The following is a 25,534-nucleotide window of genomic DNA, read 5'->3' as shown; positions in this document are numbered from 1 at the left end:
GGGCGAGACAGGTTTATCATTGAAATTGGATGATGACCTTTGCGCGCATAGCAACCTGTCAGGTCTAAATAAGTGCCTTACAAGTCAGATTCTTGCTCACTGTGCAAGAATTTAACCTTTTTGGTTCTGGCTTGTCCAGGTTAGGAAAGAAAAACCGCCTTGCAAACAAGAGCCGATAAAATCGCCCGTTTGCGCGCCGCTGTAGAAACGGCGCGCACCGACCTGATTGAAGCCGAGGCAAAACTGGCCGATTATCGCGCCGACATCGAGGCGTTTGAATTTGCCTTTGCGGCGCGGCTGGGCGAGCGGCTGGCGCAGTTGACGGCCGTCGAAGCCGAAGTGGCCGATCTGCTGGACCGCATTCAGCGCCGCCGCAACGAACAGACATTTGGCGTAGACTTTCGCCCGGTGGAAGAACAGTTTCGCCGTACCTGGCAAACACCACCCCAGGCGGCCCCCAAACGGCCGTCTGAACCTGTCAGCCAATCTACCGAGGCGCAAATCAAAAAGCTGTACCGCCAACTGGCCCGCCGCCTGCACCCAGACCTGACCACCGAGGCGGCCGACCGCGCCTACCGCACCGAGATGATGACGGCCGTCAACGATGCTTACGCCGCCCGCAGTCTGGCCGAACTGCTGGCCGTCGCCCGCCAGCTGGATGGCGGCCAACCGGCCGCGCCCGCCGCCTCCGCCCAAACCGAAAACGAGATGATGCGCGCGCTGGAAGAAGAATTGAGCCGCTGTCAGCGCCGCTTGCAGCGTATTCAGCAGGAGCGGCAAAGCCTGCATACCGGCCCGATGGTCTCTTTGAGCCTGGAAGTAAAGCTGGCCCAACGCCAGGGGCGCGACCTGTTGGGTGAAATGGTAGCCGATGTGGAGCGAAAAATTGCCCGCAAACAGGTGGAACGAGACATGATTCAAGCGCAGTTCCAGAATTTGCAACGGCCGTCGCCGCCAGACCAGACCTGATTTTAGCAGTTCTCAATTTGCCCTGGTGTGCTAAGTAGGGGCGGGACGGCGCGGACAGATAACAGCCGCAGCGACGGCTGGATTTCAAATTGAGAATTGCTGACCTGATTTGAAGCGGCTGGCATAGGACAACATAGCCGGTATAATTAGCAGGCTGGTGAGAAACAACCAGACAGCATCACGAATACCCGCGCCGCCGCCAGAAGCGCCGGCAGGCAAGGAGACGCAGCAAAATGACCACGTCGGCAGAAGTTAGGAAGACGCATTTGCAAACGGCCGTTCACTACCTGGCCAGTCTGTTAGAAGAAGGCTCCCTCGTGCAGCACTACGACCGGGAAACCCGGCAAGAAATCTCAGAAGTATTAGAATTGCTGCTGGCAAAAGTGGCCGGCTTGCCCGACAACGTGCCAGACAATCTGGTCCATGCGGCCGTCGTGCGGGCCATCGTCGGCGCGACCGAAACGTTGCACGTCACCGAGGCCATCGAAAAAGAGAGCTTCCTGAACCGGCAAATGCGCGAAGTAGAAGCCTTCGCCAGTATTCACGGCCACGTGCTGACCGGTTGGGAGCCTGTTTCTGGCGAAGAGGGCGTGGAGTACCAGGTTTCCTGCCAGGAGTGCGGCGGCTTTGTCTACGTCAGCCTCTCTGGGACGTACAACCTGCTGTTGGACAGCTGCGAGCGGTTGTAGCCGTATTCGGTAAGCCATGTTCGGTAAGCCATAAGGCGCGGCCTATGGCAAGCGCCAACGGAAAACAGCACACGGACTCCGGCTTACGGCTGCTAACCAGCCAACGAACTATAAAGCACAGCCGCCGGATGCAGCGCCGTGCGTTGTGCGCCCTGGCGAATTTGCTCGCGGCAGCTTACCCCGGCAGCAACAATAAGCGTATCCATCGTTTGGGCGCGCACGGCCGGCAGCAGTCTGAGTTCCCCCATTTGCCGGGAAATGGCCTCGTGTTCCGCCTCATAGCCAAACGATCCAGCCATGCCGCAGCAGGCCGCCCCCGCCTCCGTCACTTCGTAGCCCAGGTAGGCCAGCAGCTCCTGGCTGGCGCGCACGCCGCCGAGCGCCTTTTGGTGGCAGTGGCCGTGCAGCAAAACGCGCCCGGTCTGCGGCGCAAACAAGCCGTCTAAACGGCCGTCGCCCATCTGCCGCCACATCAATTCCTCAAACGTCACCGTCTGCGCCGCCACCAATGGCACACGGCCGTCATCCGGCAGTAAGGCGGCATAATCATCCAGCAGCATGGAAACGTCGCTCGGTTCCAGCCCGACGATGGGCCACCCGGCCTGGGCCAATGGCGCTAACGCTGCCAGGGCGCTCAGAGCCAGCCGCCGCGCCCGCGGCAAATCCCCTTTGGAAAAAGCCGCCCGGCCAAAATCGTGGATGGGTGGGCAAATGACCTGAAAGCCAACGGCCGTCAGCACCTTCAGCGCCGCCTGCGCCGCCGCCGGTTCGTGGTAGTTGTGCGCCATATCCACCAGCAGGATGAGCGACGGCCGTGCCTCATCTTCCGCTCGTTTGGGCAGGCGCGCATACCACCGGTCAAACGTCTGGGCGGCGAAGAGGGGAAACGGCCGTGCCGCCAGACCTAACAACCGATTCAGCGCCCCGCGCAGCCGCCGGCTGCCCAACGCCCAATTAGACAATGGGGCCAGCCGCCCACTCGCCAACCGACTCAGGTCGGCCGCGTGGACAAAAAAACGGTCGCGCAGCAGCCAGCCATGCGCCTGATGGTACTGATGCAAAAACTCCGCCTTAATCCGGGCCATGTCCACCGACGATGGGCACTCCGCCTGACACGCTTTGCAGCTCACGCACAAATCCATCACCCCATACACATCTGGTCCGGTCAACGAACCCGGCGGCAAACCACCCGCCAATGCCGCCCGCAGCGCGTTGGCCCGCCCCCGTGTGCTGTCCGCCTCCTCGCGGGTCGCCATAAAGCTGGGGCACATCGTGCCGCTTTGTTGGCGGCAGACGCCGGCGCCATTGCACATCTCAACCGCCCGGTCAAAACCCTGGTCGGCGCGAAAGTCCAACAGCGCCGCAATGGGGATGGTGCGGTAATCTGGTCCGTAGCGCAGATTATCGGTCATCGCCGGGCCAGCGACGATGTTGCCCGGATTGAACAGGTTGTCCGGGTCGAAAACACCCTTCACCTGCCGGTATAAATCGTACAACTCCTGGCCGAAGAAACGGGGATTGAGCCAGCTTCGCGCTTTGCCATCGCCATGTTCGCTGGACAACACGCCGCCGTAATCGCCCAATAATTCGACGGCAAAGCGCATGATTTGGGGTAATTTCGCCACATCCTGAGCGATTTTGGTGTTGATCAGCGGGCGGACGTGCAGGCAGCCGGCGCTGGCATGGGCGTAATAGGCCATGCCGGTGTCCAACTCATCGCGGCAAAACTGTTCCAGACGGCCGATATAATCGGCCAGATGTTCCACCGGCACGGCCGCGTCTTCGATGAACGGCAGCGGCTTCACGTCGCCGCGCATACTCATCAACACGCCCAGACCGCCCTCGCGCACGCGCCAGACATTGCCAATGGCCTGCGGGTCGGTGAGGGTGGTGATGGCCGACGGCCGTAATCCGCGCCGCCGCACATGGTCGCGCAGCCGGGCAAATTTGGCCGCTATCTCCCGCTCCGAAGCGCCATAAAATTCGGTGATGAGCAAACAGTGGGGCTGCCCCTGCACAAATCCGGCCATCATGCCGGCAAACGCGGGCACGCCTTGCGCCAACGACAGGCCATAATGGTCCAAAAACTCGATGGCCGCCGGTTCCACCGCCAACAATGCGGGCACAGCCTCCAGGGCGGCGCGCTGCTCGTCGAACTGGAGGATTGCCAGGCCGGTGTGGGTCGGCGCGTCCACCAGATTCAGCGTCACCTCGGTCATGAAGCCCAACGTGCCTTCCGCGCCGCAGATGAGCTTTGCCAGGTTAAAGCGGCCGTCGAAGGGCCATTGGAAGGTGAGGTCACGGCCGTTGGTCAGGCGGTCCAGGTTGTAGCCGCCGCAGCGCCGCCAATGGCGCGGCGTTCTCTGGCGGATGATGTCCAGATTGGCCGGGTGATTGACCAGAGCGGCCACCTTTTGCGCCAGAACCGACGCGGCCCCATTTTCCGGCGCAAAGCCAACCAGCGAGCCATCAGCCAGAACCATTTGCGCCGCCAGCACATGGTCGGCGGCCATGCCATAGAGGATGGAATGCGCGCCGGAGGCGTTGTTGCCGACCACGCCGCCCAGGGTGGCGCGGTTGGCGCTGGCCGGATCGGGGCCAAATTTCAGGCCGTGCGTCTTGAGATGGGCGTTCAGGTGGGCCAAGACCACGCCGCTCTCGGCGCGGACCCATTTTTCGGCCACGTTCAATTCCAGGATGTGGTCCAGATGGCGGGTGGTATCTAGCACCAGGGCGGCGTTGGTGGCCTGCCCGGCCAGGCTGGTTCCAGAACCACGCGGCAAGATGGGGATGTGGTGTTGGGCGGCCAGGGAGACGGCCGTTACCACATCTTCCACCGTGCGCGGGATGAGGACCGCCAACGGCATCACCTGGTAGATGCTGGCGTCGGTGCTGTACAAGACGCGGCTCATGGCGTCGGCGCGCACGTCACCGGCCACGTTTTGGCGCAGTTCACGCAGAAACTCATCCATGGACGCAGTTTACCTGAAATTTTGGCTGTTTTCAGGCCAAAGGCTGCCAGTGTGCGGTTGGCGCCTGGCTGACGGCCGCTGTCGGCGGGGTTGGCCTGAGGCTGGGCAGGTTGGCGACGCCGTCTGGCAGCACCAGCGGCGTGCCATAGGCGGGATGGGGGATCACTTCGATGGGGACCTGGAAGACGGCCGTTAAACTGCTGCTGGTCAACACGTCAGCGGGCGAACCGATGGCCTGGATACGGCCGTCTACCAAGAGCGCTACCCGGTCGGCGTACAAACTCGCCAGGTTCAGGTCGTGCAAGACGATCAGCACCGCCAGCTTTTGCTCCAGCGCCAGCTCACGCAGCAAATTGAGCAGGCCCGATTGGTGCTGCAAGTCCAGATGGGTCGTCGGCTCGTCCAGCAGCAAAACCGGGGCGGCCTGGGCCAGCGCCCGCGCCAGCAGCACGCGCTGCTGCTCGCCGCCGGATAGTTCGCCCACTTTGCGAGCGGCCAGATCAGTAAGGCGGGTGCGCTGCAAGGCCCACTGGGCCTGTTCGTGGTCCTGGCTGCCGGTTTTGCCCAACCAGCCCAGGTAAGCGGTGCGCCCCAGTAGAATGGTTTCGTAGACGGTGAACGCGCCGGGCAGTTGGCGCGCCTGGGGCACGACGGCCAGACAGCGGGCGCGTTGGTTGGCGGTGAGGCTGTGTAACGGCCGTCCGCCAATAGACACCTGCCCCTTTTGCGCCGGCAGTACGCCGCTCACCGCCCGCACCAGCGTAGATTTGCCCGCCCCATTCGGCCCAATCACCGCCAGAATTTGCCCCGGCGCGATGTTGAGCGATATGTCTTGTAGGATAATACGGCTGCCATAGGCTGCTGACAGGTTCTTAATTTCTAACATCTCGGCCATCCTTTGTCATAAATTCCCCTTCTTCCTCTACCACATTACCTTCGCCTTCGCCCGGTACAAAATCCATAAGAAGAAGGGCGCGCCGGCCAGGGCTGTCACCACGCCCACCGGCAAAACCTGGGGAGCCAGCACCACCCGCGCCAGAATGTCGGCCAGCAGCAGCAGTGTGCCGCCGCCAATGATGGACAGCGGCGTCAGATGCCGATAGTCCGGCCCCCAGAGCAGCCGCACCAAATGGGGCACAATCAGGCCAACAAAGCCGATGATGCCGGAAAAAGCCACCGCCGCGGCCGTCGTCAGCGAAGCGGCGATGATGAGCAGGCGTTTGCTGCGCTCGACGTTGAGACCCATTTGCTGCGCCTGGTCATCGCCAAATTGCAGCACGTTCAGGGTGTGGCCCATCGTCAGCAGCAGCAGCAGGCCCACGGTGACATAGGGCAGCATCGCCAACACCGGCGTCCAGCCGCTGAGAATGGAACCGCCCAACAGCCAGCCCAGCGCCCGGCGCAGTTCAGCGTTGGAGCGCAGCATCAGGAATGAGGTCAGGGCGGTGGCGAAGGAGCTAAAGGCCACGCCAGCCAGAATCAGGGTGGTGGTTTGCAGGGTTGGCCCAGTCCTGGCCAGCGTGTAGACGATGATAATGGTAACGACGGCCCCCAGAAAAGCGGCCACCGGTACGGCGTACAACGCCAGCCAGTTTGTCGGCCAACTGCGCGACATTGCCAATACCGCGCCCAGACCGGCGCCGGAGGCCACGCCGATCAGGTACGGGTCGGCCAGTGGGTTGCGAAAAAGGCCCTGGTAGGCCGCGCCGCTGCCGGCCAGCGCCGCCCCGGTCAGGGCGACCAACACAGTGTGGGGCAGGCGCACTTGCATGATGATGGTGACGGCCGTTGCCGGCCAATCCCCCGCCATGTTCACCCCAGGAAGATGCCCCAGGAAAATGCGCAGCACGGTTGCCGGCGCGATGTACACCGCGCCAATGGCCACGCTGGCCAGCAGCGCCAGGACCAGCAGCAGGCTGTTGATGAGGTAGGGGCGAAATCGGGAATGGGCCATGTAACGTCCTTATTACCCCACCATCAAACAATCTATTCAAACAACTCGGGGTGCAGCGCTTTGGCCATCGCTTCCAGGCCATCTACCAGGCGCGGGCCGGGGCGGCTGACGGTGTTGTCGTCGAAGGTGTAGATGGTATTGTTTTGCACGGCCGTTAACCCTTGCCACGCCTCTCTGGCGGCCACATCTTCCGGCGTCACACCGCCCCAGGTGTAGTCACCCAACAAAATCACGTCGGGGTCCTGAACCAGCAGCTCTTCGATGCTGATCTGCGCCCAGGCGCTGTCCATCATCGCGCCCACGTTTTGGCCGCCGCCCATGGTGATGAGCGTATCCACAAACGTGCCTGCCCCGGCCGTCCAGGGGGCGTTGGCGTCGGTGCTGTCTAGTTCATAAAAGACCAGGGGGGTGGCGCTGGCGGTGGCAATTTTGTCGGTAACGGCCGTTACTCGCGCCGCCAGATCGGCTACCAACCGTTCTGTCTCTGCCTGGTGGCCGGTCAGTTGGGCGACGGTGCGCAGATTGTTAAACATGTCGTCTAACGTCAAGGGGTTGGGCAGGGCATACACGGTCAGCCCCACATCGGTAAGCGCTTTGATTTGTTCCGGTGGGGTGATGTCGGCTGCCAGCACCAGGTCGGGTTCCAGGGCAATGATGGTCTCCATCGCCAATTCGCCAAAACCACCGCCGATGTCGGCCACAGCCAGGGCTGCCTCCGGGTAATCGGACACTGAATCACGCCCCACGACCTGCGCCCCCGCGCCGACATAGAACAAAACCTCGGTATTGGACGGGGCCAGGGAGATGATGCGCTGCGCCGGGCCGGCTAGTTCGATGGTATTGCCCAGGCCATCGGTGAAGGTGAGGGATGGGGATACGGCCGTTGGTTCAACGGCGGCGGGTATAGCAGTGGGTTCGGCGGTGGGGGAAACGGCCGTTTGCCCGCCGCAGCCGCTCAATCCAAAAACCGTCGCTAACATCAATATCAGCCAGAGGCCGATGCTATTTTTTTTCATGTTTGTTTATCTCCTGTGAAAATGGGAGCGCGGACGTCCCGTCCGCTTCGGCAGGCGAGACGCCTGCGCTCCCAGGGTTTTCATTCGTGGTGGTGGATGCAGCCCACTCATGAAGTCTTCTCCAATGATTGACTATCTGCCTTTAAACGAAAAAACCCCCCATCATGTGACGGGGGGTGGATTAAGATTGGTTGATTTTAATTTACCAATGGTGTGATAAGAAACCGGGTTTGCAAATCACAGTTCCACCTCCTTGTCCTCGAAGCGTGTGGTAACTTAGATCAAGGTGGGCGACCTGACTCTCCGCTGACGCGGAATACAGTTGCGGGACAGCGCCGGACTCTTTCTGCGAGCAAATAATTTATTTGCCACAGACGTTACCGGCTTCGCCATTGAGCCTACCCATCCGGGGGTTAAGGCGCCTCGATCCAAATGGTTTTCAGTTAGAAAAGTACAGAACCTATTTTACCTGATTATCGGTTATAACGTAAGGGAAGATTGGACCAATCTTGGCGCGAGCAGCTTTTGTTATCCTGGCGCGGCTGGTTTGGCCCATTGCTGGCCTATTCTCCCCAGACGCGGGCGATGCGCTCTGTGATTTTTTGCTGGTAGCGGGTGATGATCTGGCGATTTGGCTTCCAAGACATTGAAGGGGCTGCCCTTTTTCGTTGAGCAGCAGAAAATCCACGTACCCGTTTTGGCTGCTTTCAAAGTTTTCGCCAAAGGCGTCGAACTGTGTTTGGCTGATTTTGGCGTTGAGTTCAAGCTGGATGTTGGCACGGCCGTTTTTGTCGTCAAAAAAACGCCATCCGGCTTGTTCCAACAGCTTGTTGATTTTGATTCTGGCTTTTGCTTCTTTGTGGACCATTGGCTTCTCGTTCTGTCTACGTGCCCAAATTCAAGCGCTACGCTAGGCCAACAATCCTACCCTGTCTTTTGCTTGAAGGCGAGAGGAAAAACGGCCGTTTCACCATCAACACATCCCATCCCAGCAATTCTCAATTTGGCATGGGGGTATAGTCAGGGCGGGACAGGCGGTGGAGCATCTTTGCCAATCACCAAAGCCTGGCCTCCCGCCTGTCTCGCCCCTCTTTGGGTCCCATTGGGCGAGACGGCGCGGGAAAATGCCGTCCGCTGCGGCTGCTACCTGTCCGCGCCGTCCCACCCCGACTATACCCCCATGCCAAATTGAGAATTGCTGTGTGTTTTCATAATTGCCTCAGCAAATTAGAACACCAGTAACCCCACCACAAAAGGCGTTAAAACCAGCAGCGTCAGCAGCGGATGCCCCCGCCGCTCTGTATTACGGCTGTCCCAGCTAAACAGATAGCCCGCCAACCCCAATGCCAACAGCCCGCTCAGCAGCAGCACAACCAGCGACCCCCAGGGGCTAAAGTCGGCCCCTGTGCCCATCGCCAGCCCGTTGAAGGCGTTCATGGCGTGGGTGGCGGGCAAGAGTTGGGCGAAGGCAGCGGCCGTTTCCGGCAGCATACCATAGGGCAGCATCAGGCCGCCAATCAGCATGGAGGGCAGAAAGACGGCCTGGGCATACAGCACCGTCATCCGCGTGCTGGGCGAGACCACGCCGATGAGGACGCCCCAACTGGCGCAGGCAAAGGTCGCCACGGCGAAGACCAGCAGAAACGCGCCCCAATTTTGCGGCGTGGGGGCGTCGAACAGCAGCGGCGCCGTCAGGCTGATAATCGCCATTACCACAGTCAGGTGCAGGGCGGTGGTCAGCGCCGGAATCGCCAGGATGGAGGCGGCCGGGACGCCGTTGATTTTGTAGCTGCGGAAGATGCCGCTCTCGCGGGCGTTGACCAGCGGGTCGGGCAGGCCGAGCAGGGTGGCGGCCAGGACGGCGAAGAGGGTCATGGCCGGCAGGATGGTGTCCTGGAAGAGGGGGTTGATGCCGGTCATGATCAGCCCCATCATCAGGTAGAAGCCGAGCGGAAAGAGGTAGTTGAGCAGCAGCAGGTTTTTGTTGCGGATGCCGCTGCGAAATTCAAAAGCGAAGTGAGCGGTAAAGGCGTGCATGGTAGTCTCCTTGTCTAAAGTCGGGTAGTCGCCAGGTCATGGAATACGGCTTACGGCCGTTCGTTGGTTAGTTCCAGGAAGCGGTCTTCGAGCGACGGCCGTTCGACGCGCAAATCTATCAGTTCATCCCCCTGGTCGGCGATGTGGGCGATGAGGGCGGAGACGGTCTGGCCGATGTTGTGGCTGAAGTAGATGGCGTACTGCTCTTTGACCGTTTGCTGCGTCACGGCCGGGATGGGGGTGTGGTTTGCCAACAGCAGCCCATCGCGGGTATGGACAGAGACTTTCGTCAGGCCGTTCCCGGCGGCGGTTAATTCCAGAGGGGCGCCGCTGGCGGCTAAACGGCCGTTCAGCAAAATCGCCACCCGGTCGGCCAACGCCTCCGCCTCGGCCATGTCGTGGGTCGCCAGGATGATGGTTGTCCCTTGCTGCCGCAGTTCGCCCATCACCCCATGCAGCTCCGCCCGCGAGTTCACGTCCAGCCCGGCCGTTGGCTCATCGAGGAAGAGCACCGCCGGCTCGTGGGCAATAGCCAGCGCCAACGCCAAACGGCGCTGCTGCCCGGTGGAAAGCTGGTGGAATTGGGTGCGCCGCTTCACTGTCAGGCCAAAGCGTTCCAGTAAATCGTAGCGCGGGGCAACAGCCTGATAGCGGCAAAAGAGAGCCATCACCTCATCCGGGGTGATGCTTTCCGGCAGCCCGGCCGCCTGAAGCTGCACCCCAATCACCTGACGCAGCTTACGCGCTTCGCGGGTGGGGTCAATGCCCGCCACCCGCAGTTTGCCCGCGTCTGGCTGGCGAATCCCTTCCAGGCATTCCAGCGCGCTGGTTTTGCCCGCGCCGTTGGGGCCAAGCAGTCCAAAAATCTCGCCGCGCCGAACCGTGAAACCCACGTCGGCCACGGCGACAAAATCGCCATATTGTTTACGCAATCCTTCTACTTCAATCATGATGTCGTTCATCGGTATCTCCTCGTGCCGCAGATTGGGGTAATCGCGGCCTCTAACGCCTATAAGATAGCAAAGTCCGGCCTCGGCCACATCGCGCTTTTGGGCATGGCCGGGACTGCCCTTTGGTACAATGCCCTTTCGGACAATATCCACCGGGGGAGATGCTGTTATAATGGAGGCCATGAGCCGTTTTTTGCCGATTGACCCGCAAATCAGAGAGGAACTGCGTACCACACGGCCGTTTTTCATCATCCTGCTGGCCGCGCTGACCTTCCTCGCCATCGTCGCCCTCTACGAGACGCCCAGCCTGCGCCAACCGCCCCAGGTCATCTTCTTCACCCTGCTTATGGGGGGCCACGCCCTGCTGCACCTGCTCAGCCCCTTCTTTGTATCCGACGGCCGTCGCCTGGCCGCCTATCTGCCGCTCCAGGTAGCGCTCATCCTGGCGCTGGTGTGGCTCAGCCAGAGCGCGGCCATCGCCTTTGGCCTGATTGTGGCCTTGGCCGGGGAGACGGTGGGGATGCTGCAAGATTGGCGGCGTTCCCTGGCGGCGTTGGTAGGCTTTCTGGTCTTGCTGCTGCTGACGTTGGCCTGGGTGGGCGGGGAGCAGGCGCTGACCACCTGGCTAATGTTGGCCACGGTCATGCTGCTCTTTGTCTTTACCTATGTGCTGCTTTTTGTGCAGCAGATGAATGCCCGACAGGAAGCGCAAAGGCTGCTGGGCGAATTGGAAGCGGCCCACCGGCAGTTGGCCGAATACGCGCAGCGGGTGGAGCAGTTGACGCTGCAAACCGAGCGACAGCGCATGGCACGGGAGCTGCACGACACCCTGGCGCAAGGGGTAGCCGGGTTGGTATTGCAACTGGAAGCGCTGGAAGCCAGCCTGGAGCGGGAGCAGCCAGAGCGCGCGGCGCAGATTGCCGCGCAGGCCAAGAGCCGCGCCCGCGCCACGCTGCAAGACGCTCGCCGCGCCATTGACGATTTACGCGCTTACCCGGCATCGCTGCCAGAAACGATTGAGCGCGAGGCGGCGCAGTTTACGCAGATGACCGGCATCCCCTGCCATCTGGTGCTGCCGGAGACATGGGCGTTAGATGAGCAGGGGGCGGAGCAGGCGGCCCGTTTTGTGCGCGAGGGGTTGAGTAATGTGGCCCGCCACGCCCAGGCAACGGCCGTTTGGCTGACTATTGATGGGGATAACGGCCGTTATCACCTCGCCCTGCGCGACAATGGCCGGGGCTTCGACCCGCAGCAGTCTACCCCGGCCGGGCATTATGGCCTGATCGGGCTGCGCGAACGGGCGCGGCTAACCGGCGGCCAATTCAGCATCGAAAGCCAGCCCGGCGCGGGAACCACCCTGCGCCTAAGAGTAAGCCAGAGCGAGAGCTAGAGCTAGAGGAAGAGGGTACTCTCGCTCTCGCTAAAGAGGTTTTATGATCCGCGTCTTGATTGTTGATGACCATCTGGTGGTGCGTGAGGGATTGCAGCTGATTCTCAGCCTGGAAGGGGATATTGCGGTGGTGGGCGAGGCGGCGGATGGGGCAACGGCCGTGCGCCTGGCCGGGGAATTACAGCCGGATGTCGTGCTGATGGATTTGCGGATGCCGGGCATGGATGGCCTGGAAGCTATCGGCCACATTCGCGCCCAATGGCCGGAAATCGCCATCATCATCCTGACTACCTACAACGAGGATGATCTGCTGCGCCAGGGGTTGCAGGCGGGGGCGCGCAGCTTTTTGCTGAAGGATACCGGCCGCGAGACGCTGTTTCGCACCATTCGCGCCGCCGCGCAGGGGGAGACGCTGCTGCAACCGGAGATTTTGCAGCGGGCGCTGCAGCCGCAACCGGTCGAACAAGGGACAACGGCCGTTGCCGATGAAACCCTGACGGAGCGGGAGCTGATGGTGTTAACGGCCGTGGCCCGCGGCGACCGCAACAAAGAGATCGCCCAACAGCTGGGCGTGGCCGAGCGCACCGTGAAAGCCCACCTGACCAACATCTACAACAAGATGGGGGTAGAATCGCGGGCGGAGGCGATTGCCGTCGCCATGCAGCGGGGCATGTTGCCCCATTCGCCAAGTAGTCGCAACGACAAATAGTCGCAACGACAAGTAGTCGCAACGACAAGTCGTCGCAACGACAAGTTGTCGCAACGACAAGTTGTCGCAACGACAAGTTGTCGCAACGACAGCGCCGGTTTATAGCCGGGTTTTACGTGAAAAGGAGAAACGATGACCCATTCATTCGCGCAAGAGATTTTCTGGGCCGTTCACCGCGATTTACCCCGCGAAGCGCCCGGCAGCGATGAAGCGACGCGGCAAGCCCTGGCTATGCTGCCCGACCTGCCCCCCGCCCCCCGAATTCTGGATGTTGGCTGCGGCCCTGGGGCGCAGACGGTGGTGTTGGCGCGGGCGAGTGGGGGGATGATAACGGCCGTTGATAACCACCAGCCCTTCTTAGACGACCTGACCCGCCGGGCAGCGCGGGCCGGCTTGTCCGAGCGCATCCGACCGCTGAACGCCTCCATGTTCGACCTCGATTTCGCCGAGCCGTTCGACCTGATCTGGTCGGAGGGGGCGATCTACATCATCGGCTTTGAGCGAGGGCTGCGCGAGTGGCGCAGATTGCTGAAGCCAGGCGGCTTTGTCGCCGTGACCGATCTCACCTGGCTGAAACCGAACCCGCCCGCCGAGGCCGCCGCTTTTTGGCGAATGGAGTACCCGGAAATGGCTACCATCGAGGAGAATCTGGCCCGCCTGACGGCCGCAGGCTATCGCGCCCTGGGCCATTTTGTGCTGCCGGAGAGCGCCTGGTGGGACAATTACTATCATCCCATAGCCGCACGCATCACCGCGCTGCGCGAGCAGTACGGGGACAATACCGAGGCGCAGCGCGTTCTGGATGCGGAACAGGCGGAGATTGAGCTGTACCGCCACTACTCAGCCTGGTATGGGTATGTTTTTTACCTTGTCACGCCGATTGTGCCTGGGCACAGCCCCAGGGCTACGCTGCTTCCTCTTAACACCACCAAATGACCACCCTCTCAAGGCCATTTCCCCGGAAGCAAGCCTCGTATCATTGGGGAGTGGGCTATGCGTGGGTGAAGGCTGGTTGAACGGCCGTCGGCGGACTGGCCCGGACAAGGTTCTGAGACGTATGCCCACTACGAAGCTATATTCCGCGAATCGGCATGGTTCACGGCACTTTGCAGGAGATGCTTTACAATTCACCAAGACCTCAATCCCCACCCGTCTCGCCCGACTTGCGCTCAGTTACTCATTCCACCAGACCCAGTTGTAAGAAGCCACCGGATAGGGCCGGGGCAGCGCCGGATCGCCAGAGCGCGGCAGCACGTTGTTGACCGGGTTAACACCATTGGTCCCGATGGCGTAGATGTAGGCCGGTTTACCGGCGTTCATTTGGAAAGCGGTTTGCACCCAGGCCTCACGAATGCTGCGTTGGAACAGGGTAATGCCGAAGAAGGTGACGGGGCGCATGTTGTCTACCAGGCGGGGGCCAAAGGCGACATCGCGCATGTTGCTGTTATAGCCCAGCAGCATGTGAGCGCCCTGGAATGCGCCGAACCAGCGGCGGATTGGCTCTGAACCGGCCGGGAAGCCCTGGACGCGCAGGGGTTGGCAGGCGGCAAACCCGGCCCAGCGCAAGGTGGAGTAGCGGGCGTTGGCCCCATCGAACCAGGAGCTATCTTTGTTGGAAGGCAGGCTGAGACCACCAGCGCCGGCATGACCAGCGTAGTAGGCAAAATCTACCCGGTCTACGCCCTGGGAACAATCAATGCCGCCCAGACCGCAATCCCGCCAATCTTTTTCCCAGGCGGAAGCGTTCCACCAATTGTAGGTGGAGGTCCAGCCGTAGTTGAGCATGGCGGTGCGGAAGCCAGAGGCGTCGGGGATGACGCCGGGGAGGTCGGCGCCGCCTGCGCCGTAGGGGGGATAGTCGGAACCGGCATGGACGCCAAAGCGGTAAACGGCCGTTATCGCTGCCGGTCCACGCTCAGCCAGGGGTTGGAAGGGAGTCGTCGAGGCCGACAAACTGGCCGCGCTGTTCTTTGTGATAGTTGGCAGATAGAGACTGGGGGCGACGGCCGGGACAAGGGTGAGCGTATCCTGGCGCACTGCGCCGACGCCATCTTCCACTTCCAGCAAGACGATAATCGGGGCCGGGAAGCCGCCATGGGAATCGGCCGGTAAATCGGTGGCCGTGGTGGAAGTTTCCCCTGGCACAGCCAGTGTGCCTGCTGCCAGCACCGTGCCATCGTTCAGGCTCCAGGTGTAGGTGTAGGGGGCTTGCCCGGCAGTGATAGAACCTGTCAGGTCAACGGCCGTTCCCGGCATAAAGGGGCTGCCTTCGTCCGGGGAGATAATGGCTACATCTGGCCCAAAGCCACCGCTGCCCGTTTCCAGCGCCGGTATGATAATGCCGCGCAGGATGATCGTCTCGCCGTCCACCACCACTTCAATATCTTCAAACTCAAACATCGGCTCCAACACAGTTTGCGCCTGAGCGGCATCGCCAGCCATATAGCGTAAGACCGGCGGCGGCACATTGATGCTGGTCGCATCGGGGTAGCTGCCTTCGACCTGCGCTTCCACTTCGGTCTGCACATCGGCCAGATCACGAGTGGGGAAGTTGCCGAGAAATTGCAGCGAACGGCCGTAGAAAGGCAGCGCCACCGCGCCCAAGCCCGGCACCTGGTTGTCTAACGAAAAGCCCCCTTCAGTGACATCGGTAGTGCGGAACAGCAGCGAGATATGGCCGCCCGCGCCGCCAAGTTCTACCTGAGGCACCTGGCTGAATTGGCCGGTCTTCACCACCATCGGAACCTGCACCACAATGCCGATGGTCTCGGCGCTGCCCAAACTACGCCCGGCGGCGTCGGCGGCAGCAGCCTGAATGGGAGAGACGTCATACGGGTTGCTGCTGAAATCGTAGTCACAAAACTGCACATCAGGCGTGCCGATGAGACTATTGTCCGGCAGCAGCATTTGATTGTTGCCGTAGAGAACCTGGCAGGCTAACTGCTGCGCGATAACCGGATTAACGCCGCCGCGCGATGTTTCGCCAAATGCCTCGGTTGAGTTATAGGCGTAGAATCCGCCGGTTGCCCCATATTGCTCCAGGACGCTGTTGGTGTCTTCGTTAAAGACGGTGAAGCGGGGTTGGTTGAGGTACGGCTCCTGGATGGGGTCTATTACCCGGCCGATGGCGCTAAAACGACCGCCTAGCGGGCGAACGGAGCCATCGGCCGAGACTTGCGGCGGCAAAAATTGGAATGCTGGCAGGGGAAGGCCGCTCTCCAGCCGGATACCGTTGCTGGTGAGATGAACGGTTGGGGATGCGTCTGGGGAATTCGTTTGGGCAATTGTGCGGCCGGCTGTGTAAAAAATGGCCGCCAACATGGCGATGAAGAAGAGCAGAACGGCCGTTGAGCGAAGTGTAACGGATTTGTGACTCATCATCTATCTCCTTTAAGTGATCATGGACTGAGGTAAATAAAGTGACCAGGGAGGATTGATGCGGGGTGTGATGCGGAGAAATTCTAACAGAATATGCTCAATATCACCTCCTAATGCGAATTTGGTAGTCGCCGACCGCAGCGACGATGGACTTGCAGTTTTATTATAAGCGCTTTGGGGGGCTGTGATGTAGGCAATGGAGAGTTAACTTTGCTCATAGATTCTCCTTCAACTGCGCCTGATACAGCCACAGCGCCGGGCCGGACCGAAGGCAGCGACGGCCGTTCCCGCCCAGCCTATCTTCACTTGACCCGCCGGATCGTCAACTCCGGGTAGGGCGACGGCCGTTCCAGGAAATCATCATCCGCCAGCCGCAGATACCGGTTGAAAAAGGACAAAACGACCTGGTTCTGCAGCTGCAAACTGTACAGGCTGTCAATTTCGCCGGAGATGCCCAGGCGGGCCGTCAGCGGCGAGAGCAGGACGATGTCGCTAAAATCATAATGGCCCGTCCCCGCCAGAGTCAACTCAAAGCCTACGTTCAGCGCTTCCAGCAGAGCGCGGCCGTGAGCCTGGTTCTCCGCACCCAGCCAGTCCGGCGTGTTGAGAAAGAGGAACGGCTGTGGCGGGGGTTCGGTTAACGCCCGCCGGTCAACCGGCAGCAGCCAGGCGTCCAGGCCCAATCCGGCGACGCAGCGAGAGTCGTCCAGGCAAAATTGCAGCGCTGCCCCACCGCCGGTGGAGTGGCCGAACACGCCTACCCGCTCCACTGCCACCTTGCCCGCCAGGATGCCCCCGGTCGTCTCGTCCCAGGCGGCGATGGTGTTCAGCAAAAAGGCCATATCGTCGGCCCACTGCCGCACCAGGGTGCTGCCGTCCACGTAGTTGGTGGCGCAGTTGGGTAAGACGGAAAAGAGACGGCACGGGTCGTAAAGGATGGCGCGGCCGTCGGGGAAAATAGTGATGGCGTTGGCGTAGGTGTGGTCCATGGCCGCCACGACATAACCATGACTGGCCAGCTCGCGCATCATGCTGCTGTTTTGCATTCGCAAACCGCTCAAGCCATGGGCAAAGAGGATGAGCAGGTAACGGCCGTCTACCAACAGCGCCACCCGGTCGGCGTACAAACTCGCCAGGTTCAGGTCGTGCAAGACGATCAGCACCGCCAGCTAAGGAGCGGGATGCTTCGCTCCGAAGACTCCGCTCAGCATGACAATGGCAGCGTAAATTTTTAAGGAAGATGTTCCGCTTGATGAACCCTGCCGTTCCACTACACTCCGAAATCCGAAATCCCAAATCAATACTCACGTACTGACAAACCCGCTCGTATCCACCGCCTCACTACCCGGCAGTTTGCCCTTAAACTGGCTCATGTACAGATTGAAATAAAAGCCCTTCTTCGCCATCAGTTCCTCGTGCGGGCCAAACTCCTCCACCTCGCCGCCGTTGACCACCATAATGTTGTGCGCGTCCCGAATGGTGCTGAGGCGATGGGCAATCACAAAACTGGTGCGTCCGGCCATCAGGCGGTTTAAACCCTCCTGAATGAGCTTTTCCGTGCGCGTGTCCACGTTGCTCGTGGCCTCGTCTAGCACCAAAATCTTCGGATTCGCCACCATTGCCCGCGCAATCGTCACCATTTGCCGCTGACCCTGGCTCAGATTCGAGCCGCGTTCGGTCATCATTGTGTCGTAGCCTTGCGGCAGGTTGACGATGAATTCATGGGCATTGGCCTGCTTCGCCGCCGCGATGCACTCCTCGTCGGTCGCGCCTTCGCGGGCGTACTTGAGATTGTTCATCACCGTGTCGGAGAAAAGGAACGCTTCTTGCAGCACCACGCCCACTTGCTGCCGCAAACTGGCCTGCGTCAGATGGCTGATGTCCTGACCATCTATAAAAATCGCGCCGCTATCCAGGTCGTAATAGCGCGTCAGGATGTTGATGATGGTGCTTTTGCCCGCGCCGGTTGGCCCGCAGATGCCGATTTTCTGCCCTGGTTCGGCCACAAAGCTGTTGCGCTTGAGAATTTTGCGCCCCGGCACATAGCTGAAATCTACTTCGGCGAACTCCACGCGGCCACCTTTGAAGGCATAATTGGCCGCCTGAGGATCGTCCACCACTGTCGGCTGTTCATCTATGATGGCGAACACCCGCCGCCCACCGGCCACCGCGTTCAACGTCGTGGCGGTGAGGTTGGCGATTTCTGAGAGCGGTGACGCCAACAGCCCGGTAAAGCCGACAAACGTCATCACCTGGCCGATGTTGGCCTGGCCGGTCAGGCTCATCAGCGAACCGAACGTTAACACCAGCGTGATTTGTAACATGGTCATGGATTGGGTAAGCGGGAATTGCAGCAACGAGGTGAAGAAGGCCTTGCTGGCGACGTCGAACACTTCACCGGCCTGCTCTTCGTTTTTTTCCTCGGCCCAATCGTGGCGGCGGCTGCTGATGATGACTTTTTGGCCGGAGATGGTTTCTTCCTGAAAGCCGCTGAGCTGGCCCAGTTCTTGCTGGAGTTTGATGAAGGCAGGCATGGAGATGCGTTGGATAACGGCCGTTAACACCAATATCACCGGCACCACCAGCAGCGCCACCAACGTCAGCCGCCAGTTCACCAGCACCATCATCACCATAATCAGCATGATTTGAAACAGCGCCCGGATCATCTGCGCGACAGCGCTTTCATAAAACAGCGCCACCGTCTCCGTATCATTCGTCACCCGGCTCATCAGTTCGCCCAACGGCTGCCGGTCAAAAAAGCTCAACGACAACGTCTGCATGTGGTCGAATAAATCCCGCTGCAAGTTGTACAAACCGTGCGTCGCCAATCCGGAAAAGACCCGTTCGGCCGTCGCGCTCAAAAGCAAAAACACAAAACCAGCCCCTATCGCCAGGCCGGCCCAGCGCTGCAACTCGGTCACACTGCCATTGGGGTCACTCGCCACATTAATGGCCGTGCCGGTTAAGGTGGGAATGGCGATCAGGGCCAGTACTGCGCCAAACCGCACGACCAACGCCATGATAAACCTGGAACGGTCCTTTCCCCCGGCCATATAATTCACCAGCCGGCCGACAATTTGCAGCGTGTCGTCTTTTTTCTCCGTTACCGGCGTGCGTTTGCGGGCTTCGATGCGCCCCTTGAGTGTAAAGGATTCACGTGTTACCGTCGTCATGCCGCTACCTCCAAACCGGCCGTTACGTCGCGGCCAAGCTGCGATTCATAAATCTGTTGATACAAAGCATTGTCGGCCAGCAGCGATTCGTGCGTGCCGCTGGCCACAATTTCGCCATTTTCCATCAAAACAATCTTGTCCAGATCAATCACGGCGCTGATGCGTTGGGCGATGTAAATGGTGGTGACATTGTTGCTAAAGCCGGGGATCGCGCCCTGGACGCGGCTCTCTGTGGCTACGTCCAACGCGCTGGTGCTGTCGTCCAGCACCAGGACGCGGGGTTCCGCCGCCAGCGTGCGCGTAATCGCCAGCCGCTGCCGCTGCCCACCGGAGAAGTTGTAGCCGCGCCGCGCTACCGGCGCATCCCACTTCTCCGGTAAATTGCTCACAAAACCGAAGGAATCGGCGGCCTGCGCGGCGGCGATCATCACTTCGTCTTCTGCGTCGGGATTGGCGAACTTCAGGTTAAAGCGCACGTTGCCCTGGAACAGCACCGCCTCTTGTAAGGCAATGCCCACAATCTGCCGCAAATTTTCTTGCGTCACGTCGCGCACGTCCACGCCGTCAATGGTGATGCGCCCTTCGGTTACATCGTAAAAGCGGGGCAGCAAATTCACCAGCGCCGACTTGCCCGCGCCGGTTGCGCCGAGGATGCCGATGCGTTCACCCGGCTCGACCGTCAGGTTGATGTTTTTGATCGCCGGCGGGTCGAATTTGCCATCCGGCCGGCGGAAAGCGAAGCTGACGTTTTCGAAGGATACGCGGCCTTGCACGGCCGTTACAGCCAACGTGCGCGCATCAGGCCTGTCTTGCACCAGCGGCGGCGCGTCGTACACCTCAAACAACCGCTCCGCCGACGCATCGCCACGCAAAATAAAGGGCACAACAACGGCCATGAGCGCCAGCGGCGTGACCACTTGCGCCAGATATTGCGTAAACGTCACCAGTTCACCCACGCTCAGCGCCGTGCTGCTTAACACCTGCGTGCCGCCAATCCAGATGGCCGCGCCGATGGAAATCTGGGCGATAGCGGCGAGCAAGGGATTGAGCAGGGCCACGCGGAAAGCAGCGGCAAAGGCAGGTTGGCGTAAATCGTCGGCGCGTCGGGCAAAACGCTCTTTTTCTAATTCTTCGCGCACAAAGGCTTTGACCACGCGCACCCCGGCCAGGTTTTCTTGCAAGGTGTCGTTCAGGTCACTCAGCCGCTTTTGCCGCTGGTTGTAAGCGCGGAAGATTTGCGGCACGATGACGGCCATGACCACCAGCACAACCAGCGTGACCACCAACAAAATCCAGACCAGGCTGGGCGTGCGGATGATTGCCAGCGTATAGGCCACAATCACCATAAAGGGCGCATACATGACCAGAATCACCGAATACAACACGGCGTTGGCGATCTGGTTGACGTCGGTGCTGAGGCGCACCATGAGATTGCCGGTGCGAAACTGGTCGAAATTGGCAAAAGAGAAGGTCTGGATTTTGTGGTACAGCTCGGCGCGCAGCAGGTAGGCGGTGCCCTGGGCAAAAAAGACGGCGAAAACGGCCGTGCCCGCCATCGCCAACCCGGACACAACCGCCAGCAGCGACATGGTAATGCCAGTGGTGATGATCACCTGGACGTTTTGCGCCAGCAGCCCCTCGTTGATCATGCGCTGGTTGAGGGTAGCCACGCCGATGGTAGACAGGGCGGAAACCATGAGCAGCGCCTGGGAGACGATGAGCCGGAAACGATAGCCTTTATAAATGACCAACAAACGACGGAATGATGCAAGCATTGAACCTCCTTCGTAAACGGGAGCGCGGACGTCTCGCCCGCCCTGGCAGGCGAGACGCCTGCGCTCCCAGGGTTTTTATTCGTGGTGGTGGATTAAACCACTCATGCAGTCTCCGGTAAAAAAATTGAACACAAGGCGTAAAGAGGCAGAGGGACAGACAACATGAATTCAAAGAGTAACCAAGTTTGCGTCTGTAGGCAAACGGCCGTTCGCTTTCAAGGCCATGATTCGTTACACTATGGCGTCATGCGCCAACAAGTCCCGTTTCTGTTGTTTGCTGTCTCTATTTTGTGCTGGTGATCGCGGCGTTGGTGATGGCTTTGCGCGACTTTTCCGGCGATACAGCCGTTGTCCCGGCGGGTGATGCAGCTACAGAAGAGGTTGTGGCAACGGCCGTTTCCCACCCCACCGCCTGGCTAAACTTGATGAATAGTGGGCAGCACGGCCGTTTCCCCCCCATCCCCTGGCTGAACTTGATGAACTGTGGGCAGAACGGCCGTTATCACTCAATACTACCTACACCAATTCTTGGAGAATGGCCAGCGGGGCGTGGCCAGGTCTGGAGAGCATCCCTACGGGCTGAGAGGCAGCCACAGCAGCCAAATGGAGACCTCGCCCCAGCAGGAGGGCGCTCAACGGCAAATAGAAGACCTATCCAGAGCAGGGGATGTCCCCTAAATCTATTTGAACTCTCATCAAGGCGCCCAATCGAGATTCCCTTCATAATAAGGATCATTTGTAAGCCAAGTTCCTTCTCCTTGAAGAACATGTTCGGATCTTTGCATGGCCGGATCTACTTGTAGTTGTGTTTGAGGTTCGGGAATTGTGATTGGTATCGTGAAAAGGTCAGTTGTCATGATAGCTTCACCCTCTTCATTAATAAGGGTGCGATAATCAGCTGATATGAGACATTCGCCATTAGGTCCCCAAGTATAATTTCCTGATCCCTCATCAAATTCTAGTACTTGCTGGAGTAAAGGTGCTTCATCATCCCAGGTTAATTCAAATACTTTCAGGCCGACAGGATTCATGTCGCCTGGTACTTGAAGCATAGAGAGATACCAACCTTCACGAGGTAACCATTTTGCTTTCTGAAACTGCCCTCTGTCGGATTCAAATGCCGAAGATGTGATACGGATATTTTTGCCTGACTGCATATCGTAAAGATAAACCACCGTTCTGGTGCGAGTTTCCTCTTCGAACAAGACAGGTTCCTTCTGTGTATATGCCAGAAATCGACCGTCTGGAGACAAGTCTGGATCAATACTATTCCCAGGCAGGTTAACAAGTTGATGATTATTTTCACCGCTCGCTGACATTATGTACAAGTGGCTTTCTTGCAAGCCATATTCGAGCGTCCGAACTAAAACATAGATGATTTGCTGCCCATTTGTTGTCCAAATAGGTGTTGTTTCATTTTCTGGTGTGTGGGTTAGCTGCCGCAAATTAGAGCCATCCGCATTCATGACGTATAAGTCAGCATTTCCACTCCTATTAGAGGCAAAAACTATTTCACTCCTATCAGGTGACCAGGAAGGTAGTGTGTCTCTATGACTGTCATACGTCAATTGGACCAATTCGTTTGTACTCAGGTTCATGCTGTATATATGAATGTTGTCGGAAATATCAATCAGATCATCTCCATTTGTATCTTCGTGTGCAGACTCAAACACTAGCCAGCCACCAAGAGGTGAGGGGGTCGGCATGAATGTCTGGGTAGGCTGTGGTGAAGGCGTATCTGAAGGTGAAGTAGTCATGGTTGGCGCAGGTAACGTTTCTGTATTCACAGGAGTAATCGTTACAGTGGCCTTTATCGTAGATATTTTCTGTGGAGTTGCCGAGATAATTGGAGCATTACCCAAATCTCTTTCTTGAGTTACGGTTGTTGTCTCAGCTACTGATGCCGCTTCACAAGCAACAAACAATAATGTCATAAATAACAAATTATTGAGAAGATTCAAACGAACAGTTTTCCTGAATGGTGATTTCATTTTTATATCTCCCGTTTGGCTTCATTAAGGTAATAAATGAACGATTTGGCGGGGTGGGGTTAATGGGTTCAAATAAATCGTTCTGCCACTATACGTAAACTCTAGCCTGTAATGAATATGGGTTCCAGAACTCCACCCATTATTGGCTGTTTCCCCTACAATGTCACCTTGTTGCACTTGCTGACCAACTGTTAAGGCTGGGACAGTATGAATATAAGTAGTAGCCAAACCATAGGCATGGTTGACCTGGATCATAGTTCCAGAGCTGTGGCTCCAGTTAGCCTCAGTGTTCGGATTACCGTCTCGTATATCTTCCCACTCTCCAGTTTGTAATAACCTCTCGGGTTCCAGTAAACCATCACTGCCTCGATCGGATTCGTATAACTCTCCTTGCCATCCAGGATCAGTACGCCAACGTGACCATGTAAGGATATCTCCAGTCGTTCTGTTTTGGATCATCCACATCCCTGCGGGTGGGTCTCTAAATCTATCTTGTACTACCTCTCCCTCTGCTGGGGCATGCACTGAAAATCCCCCACCATAATCAACCCCATCATGGCTTGGCCCGAAGCCTTGCGTTATATTTTGGCTCCCTTCAAAAGGTAGGTCAAAATTATCTTCATAGTAATTCCACGCATTTAAGAGAGCCTCTTGAAACCCGGAAGTGTGTGGTAATGGCTCGCTACAATCGTCGGATGCACCACACTCCCTATGGCCCGTGGGGTCGATCAGGTTGAGGGGGACAAAGCGTAAATAAAACCCCTATAACGATAGAACCCCCGCGGGTTGTGCGGATTATACATCCAAATCATCCCCTGGCGGGACAAACGGCAGCCGTTAAACGAACCATCCGTTCTCGGGGCGGTGGTACCCCTCGTTACCTCATCAGTCACCCCCAAATTGGCACGGTCAGCATTCCCCAGACCTGGGCTTCCCCTGTCCCGGACGAGACCGAATCCCTGCCTGCCGCCCCACTCCCGGCCCAGCCGCCAGGGCCGCTGGTTCATATCCATACCCTGCTGGCATTGGCTAGACTGGTACAAATCCTGCAATCTCATAATCCCGAGGAGAACTGCCATGCCACCCCAAACACCCCCCTTTCAACTGGTCTGGGAATCCCTGCCGCCGACCCGGCAGCAGGAGTTGAGCCAACTACTGGCTGCCCTGCTTTACCAATATCTGACGGCCGAGAAGCGCCGCACAGCCGCACTGCCGGCACAGGAGACCCCTCATGACCCCTCATCCCAAGATCAATGACCAGCATCTTCAGCGCTGGGCCTACATCTACGTCCGTCAATCTACGTTGCGCCAGGTGGCCGAACACCAGGAATCCCAGGACCTGCAATATCAGCTTGCCGCCCGCGCCCGCACCCTGGGCTGGCCCGACGCCCGCATCCATATCATTGACGATGACCTGGGCAAATCGGCTGTCAGCCGCAGTGACCGCTTTGGCTTTCAACGCCTCTTCACCGATGTGGGCACCGGCAAAGTCGGCATACTCCTGGTGACGGATGTCTCCCGTCTGGCACGCAACTGCGCCGACTGGTATCAACTGCTCGACCTGGCCGCCTTCAATCACGTTCTGGTCAGTGACAGCGGCGGTGTCTACAATCCCCGCGCTTATGATGACCGCCTGCTGCTCGGCGTCAAGGGCACTTTTTCGGAGGCGCAGTGGCATGTCATGCGTCAACAGATGCAGGCGGCGCGCCTGAACAAAGCCAAACGGGGTGAACTGGCGCTGCGCCTGCCTGTTGGTTATGAACGGCTGCCCAATGGTCAGGTTATCCTGACGCCGGACGAGCAGGTGCAGACCAGTATCCGGCAGGTGTTCCGCTTGTTTCGGCGGCTGGGCAGCGCCCATGCGGTACTCTGCCATCTGCAAACGGCTGGCTTGCGCCTGCCGCGCCAGGACCGCAATCTGGTGGGGCAGGCCATTATTGTCTGGACGAAGCCGAGTTACGGGCAGGTGTACCAGATTTTGAAGCTGCCCGCTTATGCCGGGGTGTATGCCTATGGTCAGCGGCGGCGGGAGGAGCTGCCGGGCGCGCCGAGCGCACGTTATGGCGGGCGGCTGCCGCCGACGGAGTGGCAGGTCTTGCGGCGGGATGCCTTTCCCGGCTATATTACCTGGGAGGTGTATATGGATAATCAGGAACGTTTGGCGCAAAACTGGCAGGCCACTCCCTTTGCCAACCCGGCGCAGCCGCTGGTCAATCTCGGTTCGCGTGCTTTGCCTTTTTCGGCTCGCGGCACGGCGGGCAAGGGTCGGGCGCTGTTGGCGGCAGCCGATGGTATAGTCGCGCCGATGGGGTCGCTGACCCGCTGCGCGCCGGTAGGGACATCGGCCAGGGTGTGGATGTCAGGGCACGCCAGGGCAAAGCGGGCGGTGGCCCAATCTGACCAGCGGCGGTGGCGGCGAAGCCAGTCAGCAGGATGAAGGCCGACAGCCACCAAAGCAGGGTCGCGCAGCAAGGATAGAGATTGCCGATCATAGTCGAAGCTCATTTTAGAATAGACGAGAGTTTCTGACG

General features: G+C 59.2%; 21 protein-coding genes and 1 riboswitch. Of the genes, 7 read left to right on the top strand and 14 right to left on the bottom strand.

Features of this window, described 5'->3' with window-relative positions; all coding sequences use genetic code 11:
• Positions 1-159 precede the first annotated feature (159 nt).
• Positions 160-969, top strand: a complete 810-nt coding sequence (locus IPM39_29140) for a hypothetical protein (protein ID MBK8990082.1) — start codon at positions 160-162, stop codon at positions 967-969.
• A gap of 233 nt (positions 970-1,202) precedes the next feature.
• Positions 1,203-1,658 carry a hypothetical protein gene (locus tag IPM39_29135; GenBank protein MBK8990081.1) on the top strand — a complete coding sequence of 152 codons (456 nt, stop codon included), beginning with the start codon at positions 1,203-1,205 and terminating at the stop codon, positions 1,656-1,658.
• Between the two features lie 92 nt (positions 1,659-1,750).
• Here the strand turns inward: IPM39_29135 and IPM39_29130 are convergent, their stop codons facing one another.
• The 7 genes from IPM39_29130 to IPM39_29100 form a co-directional block, all read right to left on the bottom strand.
• Entirely contained in the window at positions 1,751-4,630 is a 2,880-nt protein-coding gene (locus IPM39_29130) for an FAD-binding protein (GenBank protein MBK8990080.1), read from the bottom strand.
• Positions 4,631-4,661: 31 nt separating this feature from the next.
• Positions 4,662-5,516 carry a heme ABC transporter ATP-binding protein gene (locus tag IPM39_29125; GenBank protein MBK8990079.1) on the bottom strand — a complete coding sequence of 285 codons (855 nt, stop codon included), beginning with the start codon at positions 5,514-5,516 and terminating at the stop codon, positions 4,662-4,664.
• Positions 5,517-5,552: 36 nt separating this feature from the next.
• Positions 5,553-6,584, bottom strand: coding sequence for an iron ABC transporter permease (locus IPM39_29120; protein MBK8990078.1), 1,032 nt, complete (start codon positions 6,582-6,584; stop codon positions 5,553-5,555).
• A gap of 32 nt (positions 6,585-6,616) precedes the next feature.
• A complete protein-coding gene (locus IPM39_29115) occupies positions 6,617-7,600 on the bottom strand; it encodes an ABC transporter substrate-binding protein (protein ID MBK8990077.1) in 984 nt (327 codons plus the stop codon).
• 267 nt (positions 7,601-7,867) lie between these two features.
• Positions 7,868-8,041, bottom strand: a riboswitch (cobalamin riboswitch).
• 19 nt (positions 8,042-8,060) lie between these two features.
• Positions 8,061-8,468: a hypothetical protein gene (locus IPM39_29110; protein MBK8990076.1), complete on the bottom strand. Its 408-nt coding sequence runs from the start codon at positions 8,466-8,468 to the stop codon at positions 8,061-8,063.
• A 359-nt stretch (positions 8,469-8,827) separates the two neighbouring features.
• Positions 8,828-9,637: an ABC transporter permease gene (locus IPM39_29105; protein ID MBK8990075.1), complete on the bottom strand. Its 810-nt coding sequence runs from the start codon at positions 9,635-9,637 to the stop codon at positions 8,828-8,830.
• 50 nt (positions 9,638-9,687) lie between these two features.
• Positions 9,688-10,599 (bottom strand): ABC transporter ATP-binding protein, encoded by a 912-nt coding sequence (locus IPM39_29100; GenBank protein ID MBK8990074.1) that lies wholly within the window; start codon positions 10,597-10,599, stop codon positions 9,688-9,690.
• A 169-nt stretch (positions 10,600-10,768) separates the two neighbouring features.
• Between IPM39_29100 and IPM39_29095 the strand changes: the two genes are divergently transcribed.
• From IPM39_29095 to IPM39_29085, 3 genes are all read left to right on the top strand, one after another.
• Complete coding sequence (locus IPM39_29095; GenBank protein ID MBK8990073.1) at positions 10,769-11,977, top strand: sensor histidine kinase; 1,209 nt, start codon at positions 10,769-10,771, stop codon at positions 11,975-11,977.
• Positions 11,978-12,020: 43 nt separating this feature from the next.
• Positions 12,021-12,686, top strand: a complete 666-nt coding sequence (locus IPM39_29090; protein MBK8990072.1) for a response regulator transcription factor — start codon at positions 12,021-12,023, stop codon at positions 12,684-12,686.
• Positions 12,687-12,818: 132 nt separating this feature from the next.
• The gene (locus IPM39_29085) at positions 12,819-13,622 is read left to right on the top strand and encodes a methyltransferase domain-containing protein (GenBank protein MBK8990071.1); all 804 of its coding nucleotides are present in this window, start codon (positions 12,819-12,821) and stop codon (positions 13,620-13,622) included.
• Between the two features lie 237 nt (positions 13,623-13,859).
• Here the strand turns inward: IPM39_29085 and IPM39_29080 are convergent, their stop codons facing one another.
• From IPM39_29080 to IPM39_29050, 7 genes are all read right to left on the bottom strand, one after another.
• The gene (locus tag IPM39_29080) at positions 13,860-16,067 is read right to left on the bottom strand and encodes a hypothetical protein (protein MBK8990070.1); all 2,208 of its coding nucleotides are present in this window, start codon (positions 16,065-16,067) and stop codon (positions 13,860-13,862) included.
• A gap of 299 nt (positions 16,068-16,366) precedes the next feature.
• Positions 16,367-17,215: a hypothetical protein gene (locus IPM39_29075; protein MBK8990069.1), complete on the bottom strand. Its 849-nt coding sequence runs from the start codon at positions 17,213-17,215 to the stop codon at positions 16,367-16,369.
• Positions 17,216-17,368: 153 nt separating this feature from the next.
• Positions 17,369-19,237 carry an ABC transporter ATP-binding protein gene (locus tag IPM39_29070; GenBank protein MBK8990068.1) on the bottom strand — a complete coding sequence of 623 codons (1,869 nt, stop codon included), beginning with the start codon at positions 19,235-19,237 and terminating at the stop codon, positions 17,369-17,371.
• The gene (locus IPM39_29065) at positions 19,234-21,012 is read right to left on the bottom strand and encodes an ABC transporter ATP-binding protein (GenBank protein ID MBK8990067.1); all 1,779 of its coding nucleotides are present in this window, start codon (positions 21,010-21,012) and stop codon (positions 19,234-19,236) included. The genes IPM39_29070 and IPM39_29065 overlap by 4 nt, the downstream gene beginning before the upstream one ends.
• 283 nt (positions 21,013-21,295) lie before the next feature.
• Positions 21,296-21,472 carry a hypothetical protein gene (locus IPM39_29060; protein MBK8990066.1) on the bottom strand — a complete coding sequence of 59 codons (177 nt, stop codon included), beginning with the start codon at positions 21,470-21,472 and terminating at the stop codon, positions 21,296-21,298.
• 235 nt (positions 21,473-21,707) lie between these two features.
• Positions 21,708-23,003, bottom strand: coding sequence for a PD40 domain-containing protein (locus tag IPM39_29055; protein MBK8990065.1), 1,296 nt, complete (start codon positions 23,001-23,003; stop codon positions 21,708-21,710).
• A gap of 24 nt (positions 23,004-23,027) precedes the next feature.
• Positions 23,028-23,462: a M23 family metallopeptidase gene (locus IPM39_29050; GenBank protein ID MBK8990064.1), complete on the bottom strand. Its 435-nt coding sequence runs from the start codon at positions 23,460-23,462 to the stop codon at positions 23,028-23,030.
• Between the two features lie 618 nt (positions 23,463-24,080).
• Here IPM39_29050 and IPM39_29045 point away from each other — a divergent pair.
• Both IPM39_29045 and IPM39_29040 read left to right on the top strand, forming a co-directional pair.
• Entirely contained in the window at positions 24,081-24,260 is a 180-nt protein-coding gene (locus IPM39_29045) for a hypothetical protein (GenBank protein MBK8990063.1), read from the top strand.
• On the top strand, positions 24,235-25,440 hold the full coding sequence (locus IPM39_29040) for a recombinase family protein (GenBank protein ID MBK8990062.1): 1,206 nt from the start codon (positions 24,235-24,237) through the stop codon (positions 25,438-25,440). Before IPM39_29045 ends, IPM39_29040 begins: the two co-directional genes overlap by 26 nt.
• Positions 25,441-25,534: the final 94 nt, after the last annotated feature.

The sequence above is a fragment of the Candidatus Leptovillus gracilis genome (assembly GCA_016716065.1).
Classification (GTDB): domain Bacteria; phylum Chloroflexota; class Anaerolineae; order Promineifilales; family Promineifilaceae; genus Leptovillus; species Leptovillus gracilis.
This window is presented reverse-complemented; position numbering and strand designations above follow the sequence as displayed.